The organism is Flavobacterium cryoconiti (genome assembly GCF_048158645.1).
Taxonomy (GTDB): Bacteria; Bacteroidota; Bacteroidia; order Flavobacteriales; family Flavobacteriaceae; genus Flavobacterium; species Flavobacterium cryoconiti.
In genome coordinates, this window is record NZ_JBLNKW010000002.1 from 144,555 (window position 1) to 160,145 (window position 15,591).

The window sequence follows — 15,591 nt, forward strand, 5'->3', positions numbered from 1 at the left end:
ACTATATTTTAAATAATAACCGTTTTATTACACCAATTTTTCTGCTACTTCATTCAGCACTTTGACATCAATTTCTGTTTCATCCGGTGAAAGCAATTTTCCGTCCGCAATAATTTTTTTGGCTACATAAATAGAACTTAATTGCAATACAGCAACAATTACAATAGCGTATCGCAACGCAATTTCAGTAGAGATGGCATAAGCTAAAACCAGAAATGTTCCGGCACCCAAAAATCGACCCACAAACAAACCCGCTTCATGATTTAGAATATAAGCAAACTCACCTCTCTTTTCTATTTTTGAAACAATATCGATTACTTTAAACTGGATTGGAAAATACGCCAAATCCATTAGTGGTTTTGCAATCAGCAACAATAAGATAAATAAAATTACGCCTGTTTGATTGAATAAAAAAGCATTGATTACAGCCCCTAAAGCAAATAAAGACAATCCTGCGGTAAATATTTTTATACGGTCTGATGGTTTAGAAAGCCTTCCTAAAACATACATAATTACCGCAGCAATTATTGCTCCTATAGATTGTGCCGTTCCTAATGCTCCTTCTTTGCCTAATAATAACATGATAAGCATTGCGGGCGCTGTTACCAGAAAACCTTGTACCAATCCTTTCAACAAAGACAAGGACAGCAGTTTATACCATAACTGATGAAATTTAAAAAACACATATTGTTTCTGTTCTGGGTTTTTAAATGTCCCTCTAAAACAAACTATAGATGCCGCAACAGTCACTAAAAAAACGATTCCGGTAATAATTAAATAGGCTGTATGTATCTGTGCTTCGTCTCCACTTGATTCAATAAACCAACCAATAGTAATAGGAATGATAACGGCTATAATGGTATAGAAAAAAGTTTCTAAACCATAATAATAATTTCGATTCGTATCATTGGTAATGGCTAATGCCAAATAATCTCGGTTAGACCAATAAAAGCCAAAAGACAGTCCCATAGTAATTCCAGCAAATCCAATCCCTACTAAATCGAGTGTTTTCAATGACATCATAATCATCATGGAAACGCCGCTGAGCATCATTCCCGCCGAATATAATTTTCTAATGTTAAAATGCTTCAACAAATAGCCATTTAATAAAAAAGTAAGCGGAATTCCGGTGTAAATAGTAAGTTGATAAATCACCACTTTTACGGGATCATTGGAACTTCTCATCACATAAGCAGCCACAAAAATATCTATCACAGGCAAAACAATGGCATAGACCAAATTAGTAAGTACCAGTATTTGAAAATTGTGGGTCTGACTTTTAAAATGACCAATTTCTGTTTTTAGTTTCTTGAACATTAGCTAAATTTTAAAAGTGAATAAATGTCTTTGATAGAAAACTCCGCACCACAAACAAACTCGTCCGAAGCACCATAATAAATAGTAACGGTATCACCATCAGGATGTACCACATGCCCGTTAGTAAATACTACGTTCCCAAAAAATCCAGTCAACTCATAGGTTGCGGTAGGTACCATAATAGGTTCTTCAGTTCGTGCAATTACTTTTGTCGGGTCTTCTAAATCCATTAAAAAAGCCCCTAAACAATATTGATGTGCGGCATTGGCTCCATGATAAATAGACAACCAGCCTTTTTCTGTTTTTATGGGAGCAGCGCCGGCACCCACTCTTTTGCTATCCCATAGACCGGCTCTGGTTTTAATGATACAATGGTGATTTCCCCAGTGAAGTCCATCCGGAGAGGAAGTGATCCAAATATAATTCCCTCCAATATCAACACTACTTGGACGGTGTAAAGCGTAATACAAACCGTTAATTTTTTCGTCAAAAATGGCACAATCCTTATTGTGAGGTGGCAACATCATTCCGTGTGATTCAAAATTTTTCCAATCGGTAGTAGTGCGTAAACCTACTCCTACTCCATTATCAGAAACTGCTGTATAGGTAAGGTAATATTTATTTTCGAGCAAAGTTACCCTGCAATCTTCCACTCCAAATGTTTCCAACATTCCTTCACCAACTAAAGACGGATAATTCTCCGGTTCATAAAAATGGTGCCCATCATCGCTACATAATAATCTCAGGTGAGATAAAGTAGTTAAATAATCAACTCCTTTATAATTAATTACTCTGGCATCACTTGCATCTAATTCTGGGTCATCCGTAGAAATTTCGATAATTTTAATAGCTCCGGTTTCTGTCAAAATAGGAAAAGAAATGATATTCTCTTTTTGTTCCGGTCTTTCGGCTACGCGAACAATCAGCCATGTTTTTCCTTCAAATTGAAATACACCCGGATTGAGAAGACAGGTAATTTGTAAACCTTCTCTACTGGCAGGCAAATCTGCAGGAGATAATAATGGATTTTGTATAAAACGTTTTGCAATATCTTTCATGCTATTCTATTTTTAGTTTTTTAGTTTTTTTTAAGTACAAATCTATTTCTACATACGGAAACGAGTAGTTTAACAGTAAATTTATTCATGAAATTTACAACTATTCTATTTATTTACAGATATATATAATGAAAATCAATTTCCATTAGACTTAAAAAATTGATACAGATTTATGGAATTCGTGTGTATGCGTTGTGAGTTTAGATTTTACTTTTAATTATCAGAAATCAATTCAAAATATAAAAATAGAGAAGTAGCAATTTTTTTAAATTCAACTGCTACTTCTCAGGGGATATTAATTAAACCAAACCACTTTAATTAAAACATCAATACCCTGGATTTTGTGTCAAAGTACCTGCTGAAGCATCAATTTCTGATTGAGGGATTGGATACAACATGTGTTTGTCTTGGAAACTTTTTCCATGAGCCGTCATCACTGCTTTAGCAATTCCCCATCTTTTTAAGTCCAGCATTCTTTGATTTTCGAAACCAAGTTCCGCTCTTCTTTCTGAAATTAGCCACCCTTTTACAGTCGCTTTATCTGTAGAAGCTACTCTGTCCGGCAAAGTTCCTACTGGAGGAATCGTTCCTAATGCCGTTACTGTAGTTCTTGCTCTGGCTCTAATTTGATTGATAATAGCAATCGCTCCTGAATAATTTCCTGTTTCATTAAGCGCTTCTGCTTTCCAAAGTAACGCATCAGCATAACGCATATATACTTTATTTGTAGGCGCATCATCATTTCCTTTATTGGCACCATCTAAACTACCCAACATTTTATTCACATTTTGATTGGCAGCATCTACTGTGTATAATTTTCTTGGATCATTTGGTTCAAATGAATTTAAGAAATTAGTACTTGGAGCAAAGAATCCCCATCCTAAAGGAGCACAAATTCCATTACCTTTTCTAGGCGTTGTATTGGATTGATGATCGTAAGAAAAAATAACTTCATTATCAGTATATTCTTTAGAGGTACTGAAATTGTCGAAATAATTGGCGTTCAAACTGAAACCAAGTCCAGCTAATTCATCAACTAAAGCAGGAACCTCAGTCCATTTTTCCGTATATAAAGCCGCTTTTGCCTGAAGTGCAATCACAGCACCTTTAGAAACTCTCCATTTTTCTGTTGGAGAAGAATATTTAGAGTTTGGCAACAATGCTTTTGCTAAAACTAAATCTGATTTTATTTTGTCCCAAACCAATCCTTTATTAGCTCTAACTGCTACATCAAAAGCTTCCTGATATGTTTTTACCGGTGCCAAAATTAAAGGCACATCACCAAAATTAGTTACCAAAGAAAAATAGTAGTATGATCTTAAAAAATAAGCTTCACCCAACAATTGGTTTTTTCTTGCAGCAGTGATTCCGGTAACTGTTTCAATATCCGCTTTTGTCAATAATTCTATTGCGGCATTAATTCTTTTAATTCCTTCGTAATCATATTTCCACAAACCGTTTGGTCCTCCGTTAGTCGAAGTAAATGTGAAATTATTGATTTCGTCTATCCAAGGTTGATCTCCATCAGAAGACCATTTTTTCTCCATATCATCAGATGCGATGTCTTGCATGATGTAATCATTTTGAAAAACAAGACCTCCACCCCAATCCCATTGAGCTAGGATATTCAATCTGTTGGAAAGCAATTGGTACGATGAACTCACTGATTTTTCCAATGTATTCAATGTTGGAGTCGTATTTGCCTGCTCCAACGTTGTTAATCCAATTGGGTCTTGCGTAAGTTCGTCTTGACAACTCGCCAATGACAACAAGCCCAATAGAATACCCGTTTTAAATAAATTTTTCATAATTTATATTTTTTAATTTTTTATTTAAAGTTTAACTTTTATTCCTAAAATAAATGATTTAGACTGAGGGTAAGTTCCTTTGTCAATCAATGAAGTAGATTCTGGATCTAAGCCTGTGTATTTAGTTACTGTAAATAAATTTTGACCTGATGCGTACAAACGCAAGTATTTAATTCCAGCAATTTCAGTATTAAAAGTGTATCCAATTTCAAGATTTTTTAATCTCAGGTAAGAAGCATCTTCAACAAAAACACTTGATACATTTCCGCCTCCATTATTGTTAAAAGTAAGTCTAGGAGTTGTGTTGCTTGTTCCTTCTCCATGCCAGCTATTCAATACCGCTGTTGTTGAATTGAAAGGACGGCTATCATAGTTCAAGATTTGTTTCAAATCATTATAGCGATCCACTCCTTCTACTCCTTGTAATAAAAAGGAGAAATCAAAGTTTTTATACGAACTTGAAAAAGCAAAACCATAGGTTACTTTTGGAATTGGGTTACCAATAAAAGTTCTGTCATCAGCATTAATCTGACCATCGCCATTTAAATCTTTAAACTTGATATCTCCAGGTTGCGTTCCATTAGCATTTGCAAATAAAGTACTGCTTACTTCCGCAGCATTTTGATAAATCCCATCAAATTGGAAACCATAATAAGAACTTATTGGCTGCCCTACTTCAGTTTTAGTATGTGTGGCATCATCAGTAATGTTTTTTACAAATGTTTGAAGTTTATTTACTCTATTGGTCAAAGTGGCGATGTTTGCATTTACATTGTATTTAAATGCATGGTCATTGTTTTGAAGATTCAATCCAAATTCAAATCCTTTGTTGCTTACTTCTCCAGCATTTACAAAAGTTCTGTCTATAACTCCTACTGCTACTGCCGGTAAACCTACAGTCAATAATATATCCGAAGTTTTTTTGGTAAAATAATCGGCACTAAAAGACAATTTATTTTTCAAAATTCCTAAATCAACTCCAAAGTTAGTTTGCGTGGTCGTTTCCCATTTTATATCTTCATTTCCGTATCTTTTTACACCCGGCGGGTCAGAAGTTACATCTACAATTGTTTGATATGCATTATTAGGGATTTCTTGATTTCCATTTTGTCCCCAACTTGCTCTCAATTTTAAATTGGAAATCCAATCCACTTTTTCCATAAAGCTTTCTTTAGAAACTACCCAACCTCCGGAAACAGATGGAAAATAACCCCATTTATTATTTGATCCAAATCTGGAAGAAGCATCAGCTCTCATGGTACTGGTAACAAAATATTTATTGGCATAACCATAAGTACCCGAAGCAAAGAAGGATAATAAACTCCAGTTGCTTGCAGATCCTGAACTATAAATGTTCGTTGTACTTCCGTAATCAAGATATCTAAAAGGATCAGTAGTATTATCAAAACTTTGTCTGCTACCTCCTATTGCTGAAGATTTACTGGTAATATTCTCTGTTCCTAACAATAAATTAATAGTGTGTTTTTCGTTAATCGTTTTCAAGTAATTCAACGTATTACTGAAAGTGAACGTCATAGCATCTCCTCTATTTTCGTTCAGACTGTTGGGTCTATTATTTCTTCCCATACCGTAATATGGATTTGAAGTATCGCTAATATTAGCATCTCCAAAATTTTCTCCAAAATTCTTGTTATGCGAAAATTGAATATCAACACCTAGATTACTTCTGAATTTTAAAGATTTATCACTCAAGAATGCATACTCGCCATATAAATTCCCAAAAGTTTGAAATGTATTTCTTTTGTCATCCGTAAAATGAACAATTGCAATTGGGTTCGAACTATACTCGTAATTTTTACTCCAACCATCATTAGGTCCTGTATAAAAAGGCAAATCAGTATAAGGATTACTTGCAGAATAAGTTGGGTCATTTACATCTTTGTAAACTGCCAAAACCGGAGGACGAATTAATGCATGACGAATGATACCCGGCGCATCACCACTAGACGATAATTTATCTTGTTTAGCATAGCTAAGTTGCAAATTAGTCCCCACTTTGAAACGATCAGAAAGATTTGCGTTTACATTAGTTCTAAAGTTAAAGCGTTGGTATTTATCATTATTCTCCACAACAATACCATCTTGTCCAAAATAACCTCCCGAAATTAAATATTGCATTTTGTCTGAACCGCCACTTGCCGAAGCTTGGAAGTTTTTAGATATTCCTGTAGTGAATAATTCATCTTGCCAATTAGTATTTGCCAAATCAGTTCTGTTTCTGTCAGCTGCATAAGGACTAATTGCTGATGCTGCATTTCCAGCTGTATTATGCCAAGCTTGATCTTTTACCGTTAAATATTGATCTGTATTCAACATTTTAGGAAGATTAGTGGCAAAGTGAATTCCGGAGTAATAATCAACATCAAAACTTGATTTCCCAGATACACCACCTTTGGTTGTAATTAAAACGACACCACCAGCTGCTCTTGAACCATAAATAGCTCCTGCTGCCGCATCCTTTAATACTGACATTGATTTCACATCAGATTGATTAAGGAAAGAGATATCACGAGTAGGAACTCCATCAACCACATACAATACGTCATTATTTCCAAGTGTACCTTCTCCACGAATACGAATTTTGATTCCATCGCCAGGAGCTCCTGTATTGGCTGAAACAAAAACACCTGCTACTTGTCCTTGCAAAGCTTGACCAACATCCGCAACTCTGGTTTTTGATAAATCATCCATATTAACCGAGCTTACTGCAGCTGTTATAGAAGCTTTCTTTTGACTGGTGTACCCTACAACAACTACCTCATCTAATTTTTGTGAATCACTGGTTAATATCGCATTGATAATGCTGTTTCCTTTTACCGGAATTTCTTTGGTTAAATATCCTATATAACTAAAAATTAAAACGGCATTCGAATCTACTTTATTAATGGTAAAATTTCCATCAAAATCAGAAACAGTATTTATCGCTGTTCCTTTTACTGTAATATTTACTTGTGGCAAAGGACCACTGTTATCTGAAACAACACCTTTAACGGTTTGAGCACAAAGTGCGCTCCCAGACAATATTGTCCATAATAGAACTATATTATAAATGATATTTTTTCTCATCATAGGGATGTGTTAAATTGATTAATAATTCGAGTTAATTTTTTCATGTTCATAAAAATTAGGTTAATTAAATGCATTAATGGTTTTTTTTAGCTGATTTAAAAATCATTTGATAAAAGTAATTGGAGCGCACAAAAAAAGGTGTACACTATTTCTTCAAAAGTGTACACCTCTATTAAAGATGCTGATTAGTAGTTATTTAAAAAATAATTACCCCTTAGATTTGTATTTAAGCTGATAGTTTTTTGGAGTGGTATTATACATTTTTTTAAACTCTCGGTAGAAATAAGAACGGTTATTAAACCCTGATTGGTAACACACCTCAGAAACCGTCAATACATTCTTACGTAAAAGTTCAGCAGCAAATTTCAATCGTATCGTTCGAATTAAATCACCCGGAGTAAAGCCAAAAATTTGTTTGACTTTTCGATACAATTGCGAATTACTGATGCCTAATTCTTTCTCAATAAATAAGCTTTGAAGATTTTCATCATCAATATTTTTACGAATCAGTTCTATCACTCTTTTTACAAAATCTTTTTCCTCATTATTTATGGGAAGCGCTGATAGATTTTCGACCAGTGTATCTTGTGTAAAGTGTTTTAATATCAACTCTTTTTCTTCCAGCAATTTTTGAATCCTCACTAATAAGTGATCGGGATAAAAAGGTTTTGGAATATAAGAATTCGCACCACTTTCCAAACCTTCGATTCTATGGATAACCGAATCTTTTGCGGTAAGCATAATAAACGGAATATGACACGTTTTAATATCCGTCTTGATTTTTTTACAAAGTTCCACTCCATCCATCAAAGGCATCATGACATCGCTGATAATAATATCCGGAATTACATTTTCAAGAACTTCTAAAGCTTCTACACCATTATAAGTAGCTATGATTTTATATTTCTCGCCTAATAAATCATTTAGAAACAGGTGAATTTCTTTCTCATCTTCGACTATTAATACCGTTTTGCGATGGTCTTCCAGCACTTCAAGTGATGAAATTTTATTTGGAGTCTCATCAGACTTGCTCGGAATTTCTTCCAAAATATTTTTAAGATGATGCGAAATCAAAATCGGACTCATTTCTATATCCAATTCCTTTTCGCTAAATCCTTCTTTACTGCAAGGCAACAGAATGGTAAAAGTTGTTTCTTCATCAGCAATACTGGAAACCAATATTTCACCTCTTAATACAGTAACCAGTTTTTTTATGTAAGCCAGTCCGATACCCGTTCTAAACATATCGTTTTCCGTTATTGCATTGGTATCCGAAAGAAAAAAGCGATCAAACAAGGAATCTAATTTCTCTTTTGGAATTCCTTTTCCTGTATTTACAATGGTTATATTAAGTGTTTTTGAATCCTGAATCTGAAATTTAAGCTCAATTTTCCCATTTACAGGAGTATATTTAAAAGCATTAGACATCAGGTTGAATACTATTTTCTCGATTTTATCCTTGTCAAACCATCCTGATAATGTTGATGGAATGTCAAGATTATAATCTATATTTTTATCTAATGCCCATTCGTCAAATAATTCGGCTATTTGTTCCACCAAGTTAACCAAATCAAATTTCCTTACCGTTACTTCTAAATAATCATATTCTGCTTTTCTGAATTCGAGTAATTGCTGTGTTAGAAATAATAGCCTTGACGAATTACGTTGAATCATGTGTATGAACTTTTGGTTTCTTTCACTAAGATTAGTTGTTTCCGAAAGTTTTTGAATAGGTCCAACAATCAACGTCAAAGGAGTCTGAAATTCGTGGGCAACATTCGTAAAAAAGGTAAGTCGGTTTTCATGAAGTTCTTCTTCTCTTTTTCTAAAAAGTATATTTTGGCTTAACGATTGACGCTTTTTGTAATAACTGAGCACAAACAATACAAAAAGTAGAAACAGTACGGAATAGATTATAATGGCAAGATTAGACTGCCAAAATACAGGTTTAATCCGGATGTCAATAGCATGAACCGGTTTACTCCAAACGCCATCACTATTGGACCATTTTATCCACAAGGAGTAATTCCCTTTGGGTACGTTAGTAAAGGAAATGGTTCTTCGATTGCTAATGAAATTCCAATTTTTATCAAAATTCATCAATTGATATGCATATTTACATTTTTCACTATTAACGTAGGTCAAAGCCGCTAATTCAATATCAAAAAAGTTTTGATTGTAATTTAAAACTATAGAAGGTTGCGTAGTCGCATTTGGCGCTATTACTAATCCTTGATAATATGGAATCGCTTGATTTTGTCCGCTAATTTTATCAATAAGAATGTCTGGAACAACGGATGATTCTTTTATTTTTTGAGGCAAAAAATAATTAAATCCTTTTATTCCTCCCATAAAAATAAAATCCGATTTCAAATCTTGGTAAAAAGCGCCATCTGCAAATTCATTATTTTGAAGACCTTCATTTTTGGTGTAATTAATAAACTTGGATTTATTAAGATTGAAATTTGACAATCCAAAATTCGTACTGATCCATAAATTAGATTTTTTATCAGAAACAATTCCATGGATGGTATTATTAGGAAGTCCGTCTTTGACTGTAAAACTTTTAAACACGGCGCTTCCGTCATTTTTTATGTTTTCCAATAAATTCAAACCAAAACTTGTCCCTATCCAAAGCCGATTACGGTCATCCGTCTGTAAACACAATATATCATTATTGGATAGACTTTCAGGGTCATTCTTTATATTTTTATAGGTACGAAATTGCCCCGATTCTTTGTCAAATAAACTCAGACCTCCCAAACGGGTTCCAATCCAAAGCTGATTTTCATTCTTTGGAAGTATTGAAAAAATAATATTACTGCTTAACGCATTCTTTTCGTTATCGGCAGCCAAGTATTTCTTGAATTCGGTTACTTTTAATTTTTCTCCGGAACGGGTTATTTTGCAACGAATCATTCCATAGCCATTCGTTCCAAGCCAAATAAATCCTTTTTTATCCTGATAAATCGTGTATGTTGACTTAAAATAATCACATTTTTCATTTCCTTCAATTCCTGACCAATTAATTAATTTTGATTTTTTTAAATCAAAAACAGTAATGCCATCTCCATCAGTTCCTATAAAAACCAAATCATCCTGTCCTTTGCTTAAAGCAAATACGGCGTTATTGATAAGGCTGTTACTTTCGTTAAAAGTTGTGTATTGCGGCAGCTTTTCTGGATTTAGATAAAAATTAGAAGGAAAACGGAATAATCCTTTTCCTTTTGTACCAACCCAAAACGAATTCCCTTCCACTTCCAAAAATGCCCTAACGATACCACCATCAAGTTCTGGAATTTGTGCTTTAGAAATTAAATTAAACGATCTTTTTAGTGGGTACATTTTAAACAATCCATCACCATCAGTACCTGTCCAGAGCACGTTTTCACTTCCTTGTATTAATGTTGTTATTTTTTGGTTATTCAGGTATTTCAACCAAGGTTTAGTGATACTATTTCCGTCATTATCTATAATGAAATAGCCTGATTTCCCTGAAATAACAAGCCCTTCAGGAGTGTGCCCGATGATATTATTAATTTTATCCGAAGCAAGCAGTTGATTTTTTTTATCCGCCAAAGAATATAAAGTAGCATTTCCAGTTGTCGAAATCATACATACTTTCTGATTTGATACGATTCCAAATGTTCGAATATTATTCGAAATCAAGGCAACTTTTGAAATTATTTTTTTGCCGTTATTCGTAGTTTTAAGAGATAAAGCATAAAGATCATTGTTCTCAAACAAGACCAATAATTCTCCGGTTGGAGAGAATTCCATTTTTTTGACTGCTTTTGCCGAAAGATTTTTAGTTTTCAACACTTGAAATTCAGTTCCATCAAAGTAACCAATTCCCCAATCTTTAACCGCACAAAATACTTTTTTTGAAGCATCAAGCGCCATATTAAACTCTGATTCTGATAATGGCGGTTTGTTCTTTCTGGAAAAATAATACTGCTGAAATATACCGGTTTTCTTATCATACCGATTAATTCCATGTATGGTCAATATCCAAATTCGTCCTGTATTATCCTCGTCTATTTTAAGAATTACCTGATTGCTCAGGCTGTTTTCATTGTCTAATTCAGGTCGGAAAATTTTAAAATTATTTCCGTCGTATCGATTTAGACCATCCCAAGTACCTATCCACAGCAAATTTTCGGAATCCTGAAAAATAGTATTTACGGAACTATTAGATAATCCTTTCGTATTGTCTAATTGCTCCAATGAATATTTTAAATCAACAGCTTTTGATGAATCTAAAAGTGGTTTATCATTATCCGTATGGGCACTACCTTTCGGAGTTGCTTGAAAAATTCGCGTTTCCAGTGTATCTAAAGCCGTTGCTTTTTCTTTATTGTTACAAGCACCAAGTACCATAAAAATAAAACCAATAAATAAAATTTTAATTTTCAATTGAATAAATGTTTTTTGGAGTTTTTGGATATACTGAAATCAATACTATCGTGCTGATACTATTGAATCGATTGTTTTCGTTTTTTTAAGATACTTCTAATCATTTAGAAGTGCTTGTCTTTGATACAGAAAAAGAAATAAAACGAAATCGATGTAATTATAATGTGCCCAAATATATATAAAAGTTCGCAAACTAAACCACTATGGACTGAAAGTCTCCACGGTTAAAATGAGAACAAAAAAATTAAACCGCAAATTCGCAAATTAAGCACATCAAAGCTGAATAAATAATTTGCGAATCCGCGGTGAAAATTTTTAGAAGCGAAAGCGAAATGCACTAAAAGTGCATAGTTTTAAACTATATTTGAGACCAATAAAATTATCAGCTGTCTATTTTGTATAAAACGGAAACGAATACACTCTTTGACGTTGCAATCCATAGGAAACTTCTTATAATTAATAATTTAAAGGCATTTAGAAAATAGAGAAACTTTATCAGTCTAAATGGTAAAACTTTTTAACCAAATAATTCAGAACAAAATAAAGCAAAGTGGCCACTATGGCTAAGGATAAAATAAAACTAACCAGGTTTACAACAATATTAGGAATAAACTTCAATCTGGGATGCGTAAAATAAGGTTCCCGATGGAGTCTTTCATGAACATGATTCTTTACTATTTTGATTTTCTTTTTGATAATACAGTGATTTTAAAGATAACAATAGATTAAACCGCTAGAATTGCTCGTTGATTCCTACTTAGAATACTCTAAATTAAGCAATTAATTTAATATAAAGATCTTATAAATTAAAAAAGAGAATGACCTCGCGGAAATCCTCTTTTTGGTTGTGATTGATTTAAAAAAATAGTGATTTTGGATTTCATCTATTTTTAAGCAAAGACTTAATCTTGTTAGCAGTTATTTATAATTCTTTACTATTTCCTTTATTTTTCAAGAAGATAACTTCTATAATTTTACTAGTCATCCCAGAATCTATTTTAAGTTCTTTGGATAGCACTTCAATTACGTTTTTTTCTTCTTCCCCAAGTAAACCATCCGAAAGTAATATTTCCAAAGCAATTGCAAATACTGTTTCTTTATCTTCTTCTTTAATTAGTTCACAACAAGCAGCAATATATTTTAATTGTCCAAGTTCCATTTTTAAATGATATGATTTTGCATAAAGAGGTGCAATATCGACTCCTTCAAATTTCTCTTTGGAATATAACAATTTGGATAATGATGCTGTTTCAGAATCCTTAATTTGATTGTCCGCAGAAATACAACTATACAAAATTCCAACCCAAGCTTCCAGTTCTGAGGTTACGGGATTTAGGGCAGTGTTATTTTTTTCTTCAACTTTATCAGATAAACTCATATTTATTTTTTTGCTAAAGTTACTGCGAACCTTATAACACATTGCTCTGCTTTGGGAATAAATTATCATTTGATGGGTAGTGAAACTGTAATTAGAAGAACAATTTTAAATTAAAAACTAATACTCAAATCGAGTAAAACCGATTTTATCAGTACTAAATTTTAGAATTATAACGAGTTTATTGTTTACGAATTTATTCCTTATTTACTTTGTCTTCAACAAACCAAGAGGAAGCGTAAGCTGTAAATGTTCCAAAAAGTCCAACTCCAGCTGTCATTAAAATCACAGCAATTAACCTTCCTTCAGTAGTTACAGGATATTTATCACCATAACCAACTGTTGTAATTGTGACATAAGCCCACCAAATTGCATCTTCTGCACTTTTAATATTTCCTTCTTTTGTGTTTTCTACTTGCAAAATTGCAATTGCAGAAAATATGATTAATAAAATTGCGAATATTGAAACTGATGTAAATGCACCTTTTGCTTTATTTTTGAAAACGTGATTTAATAATTGTTTTGAAGAACGGAATGCTCTAATTATTCTCAAAAGTCTAATTAAACGTAATAATCTTCCCGCTCTAAAATAATTTACAACTGGAATACTTGAAATTAAGTCAATCCAGCCCCAACGCATAAATTTCAATTTATTTTTGGCTTTGAAAAATCTAACTGTAAAATCTATGAAGAATATCAGACAAATTGCTTTGTCAATAAAATCGAGAAGTTTTGCTGTTTCAGTTGGTAATACAAAAATGGTTTCTACTAATAAGGCTCCTAAAACATAAATCGTTAATACTAAAATTATAATATTAAAATACCCTAATTTTTCATCAATCCCACTTAGTTTTCCATATTTAATTCTGAATTCTATGTTTTAGGTTTAAATTGTTTTTTTAATTCTAGTTTTCGGATGAAATGTATTCTATTCTGTTATGCTTTTAATGTAAATATAATCCATTTTTCCAGAACCATTATCGAAAATACTTATCTCTTTAATATTTTCAATATTATTCCATCTAGTTACATTTCCATGATTATAAATGCTTGGCTCGCTTAATTCTAATCCTAATAATTCAATATTTTCATTATTAATTTCAAATTCTGAAACTTTATTTATAGTTATCCAATCAGATTTATCATTTATAAATACAATTTCAAATTTATCAGATTGGTAATTCACTTTTTCACAAGGTACATTTACACAAGGCGTGTTGCTTGGTCTTATCATTTCAACATTATCAGGTTTACCTAATATTTTTTCAATTTCAGTTTTGTTTTTTCCAATAATACTAGAAACATCAATTATAATTTCTTTTTTAGAGTTTACACAAGATGCTAATGTCAAAGCAACTAACAATATTTTGATTAAGTTTTTCATTTTAATATTTTTTATTTAGTGAGAAATTTCACTTGTCATTAAGACCCAAATTTTTGTATATATATTCAAAATTAATTTCAAAACAACTATATTATTTTTTTATAAATCTATTAGTTTGCCCATTTAGTTTATAAATATAAACTCCATTACTTAATTCGGTTACGTCTAAATTTATTTCACTGTTTTGTCCAGTAACATTCTTTTGCATTACTTTCTTTCCGTTTGTATCAAAAACTTCTAAAATTCCATTTTCTCCATAAGATAATTTGTTAGTAATGCTTATTATACTATCTGTAGGATTTGGATATCCTATGAACGAATTTTTTAAATATACATCTTGTTGGATTACTGATAATGTGCCTGAAAGTGAATACACATCGTATAAAAGAGTATTATTTGATGTATTTACACTAACTAACAATTTGTAATTATTATTAATTGTTTTTATTATTCTTGCAAACAATCTATTTTGAATTGTTTGTACTATATCATTATTTTCATTTATAAGTATTAAATTACTGCTATCATCATATAAAATTTCAATCAAATTATCTTGATTAAATAATTTATCAGTAATAAAATGAATTCTTCTTGGTCTTGTTGGAAAATTTACTGTTTTAATTAATGCATGCTGTTCGTTATATATTTTCATTATATTAATATTTTCATTGTCCCAAGGAATTTCCAATGTATAGTAATATATTCCACTGTCTAAATTAAAAGCATTTAAAACACCTCCAGTTGAATTAAGTGCACCCCAATCATTTTGACCTGATGTCCAATTTGAATTATAAGTGTGCTCTAATGTAGCTTGTCCAAATGACAAAAATGAAATTGAAACTGTGGCTATAAAGCCGAAAATAATTTTTCTCATAATTTTAATTTATTCCCTAACACTTTTTGTGTTTTGACTTTGGGATTTAATTCGCCGTTTAATGTTATTTGCTTTTTGGGAAAATAACATTTGAATATATCTGATAACTTATTAATAACAGTCATAAAATAGCTTCTTTTGCTAATTCATACATAATTAACCACAAACCATCTTATTCCTACAAATCTAAACCTTAACATATTCATTACTTTACGGTTTCCCGTAAACCAACTATTTTTTTTAAAATCCCATTAAAAAAACCGTCTTAT

At 32.2% G+C, this 15,591-nt stretch carries 9 protein-coding genes; all 9 read right to left on the reverse strand.

What is annotated here, in order from left to right:
- Positions 1–27: 27 nt before the first annotated feature.
- A complete protein-coding gene (locus tag ACM55H_RS03580) occupies positions 28–1,317 on the reverse strand; it encodes an MFS transporter (protein WP_416835205.1) in 1,290 nt (429 codons plus the stop codon).
- Positions 1,317–2,375: a glycoside hydrolase family 130 protein gene (locus tag ACM55H_RS03585; RefSeq protein WP_416835206.1), complete on the reverse strand. Its 1,059-nt coding sequence runs from the start codon at positions 2,373–2,375 to the stop codon at positions 1,317–1,319. The genes ACM55H_RS03580 and ACM55H_RS03585 overlap by 1 nt, the downstream gene beginning before the upstream one ends.
- A gap of 326 nt (positions 2,376–2,701) precedes the next feature.
- The gene (locus tag ACM55H_RS03590) at positions 2,702–4,183 is read right to left on the reverse strand and encodes a RagB/SusD family nutrient uptake outer membrane protein (protein ID WP_416835207.1); all 1,482 of its coding nucleotides are present in this window, start codon (positions 4,181–4,183) and stop codon (positions 2,702–2,704) included.
- 24 nt (positions 4,184–4,207) lie between these two features.
- Positions 4,208–7,273: a SusC/RagA family TonB-linked outer membrane protein gene (locus tag ACM55H_RS03595; RefSeq protein WP_416835208.1), complete on the reverse strand. Its 3,066-nt coding sequence runs from the start codon at positions 7,271–7,273 to the stop codon at positions 4,208–4,210.
- A gap of 207 nt (positions 7,274–7,480) precedes the next feature.
- Positions 7,481–11,689 carry a two-component regulator propeller domain-containing protein gene (locus ACM55H_RS03600; protein WP_416835209.1) on the reverse strand — a complete coding sequence of 1,403 codons (4,209 nt, stop codon included), beginning with the start codon at positions 11,687–11,689 and terminating at the stop codon, positions 7,481–7,483.
- 922 nt (positions 11,690–12,611) lie between these two features.
- On the reverse strand, positions 12,612–13,067 hold the full coding sequence (locus ACM55H_RS03605) for a TerB family tellurite resistance protein (RefSeq protein ID WP_416835211.1): 456 nt from the start codon (positions 13,065–13,067) through the stop codon (positions 12,612–12,614).
- Positions 13,068–13,260: 193 nt separating this feature from the next.
- Positions 13,261–13,941, reverse strand: a complete 681-nt coding sequence (locus tag ACM55H_RS03610) for a potassium channel family protein (RefSeq protein ID WP_416835465.1) — start codon at positions 13,939–13,941, stop codon at positions 13,261–13,263.
- A gap of 51 nt (positions 13,942–13,992) precedes the next feature.
- Entirely contained in the window at positions 13,993–14,448 is a 456-nt protein-coding gene (locus ACM55H_RS03615; protein WP_416835212.1) for a hypothetical protein, read from the reverse strand.
- A 91-nt stretch (positions 14,449–14,539) separates the two neighbouring features.
- Positions 14,540–15,322 carry a T9SS type A sorting domain-containing protein gene (locus ACM55H_RS03620; RefSeq protein WP_416835213.1) on the reverse strand — a complete coding sequence of 261 codons (783 nt, stop codon included), beginning with the start codon at positions 15,320–15,322 and terminating at the stop codon, positions 14,540–14,542.
- Positions 15,323–15,591: the final 269 nt, after the last annotated feature.

What these genes read in the sequence shown, in the direction of transcription:
- ACM55H_RS03580 (WP_416835205.1), bottom strand. Translation starts at nt 1,317, where the DNA reads ATGTTCAAGAAACTAAAAACAGAAATTGGTCATTTTAAAAGTCAGACC.
- ACM55H_RS03585 (WP_416835206.1), bottom strand. Translation starts at nt 2,375, where the DNA reads ATGAAAGATATTGCAAAACGTTTTATACAAAATCCATTATTATCTCCT.
- ACM55H_RS03590 (WP_416835207.1), bottom strand. Translation starts at nt 4,183, where the DNA reads ATGAAAAATTTATTTAAAACGGGTATTCTATTGGGCTTGTTGTCATTG.
- ACM55H_RS03595 (WP_416835208.1), bottom strand. Translation starts at nt 7,273, where the DNA reads ATGATGAGAAAAAATATCATTTATAATATAGTTCTATTATGGACAATA.
- ACM55H_RS03605 (WP_416835211.1), bottom strand. Translation starts at nt 13,067, where the DNA reads ATGAGTTTATCTGATAAAGTTGAAGAAAAAAATAACACTGCCCTAAAT.
- ACM55H_RS03615 (WP_416835212.1), bottom strand. Translation starts at nt 14,448, where the DNA reads ATGAAAAACTTAATCAAAATATTGTTAGTTGCTTTGACATTAGCATCT.
- ACM55H_RS03620 (WP_416835213.1), bottom strand. Translation starts at nt 15,322, where the DNA reads ATGAGAAAAATTATTTTCGGCTTTATAGCCACAGTTTCAATTTCATTT.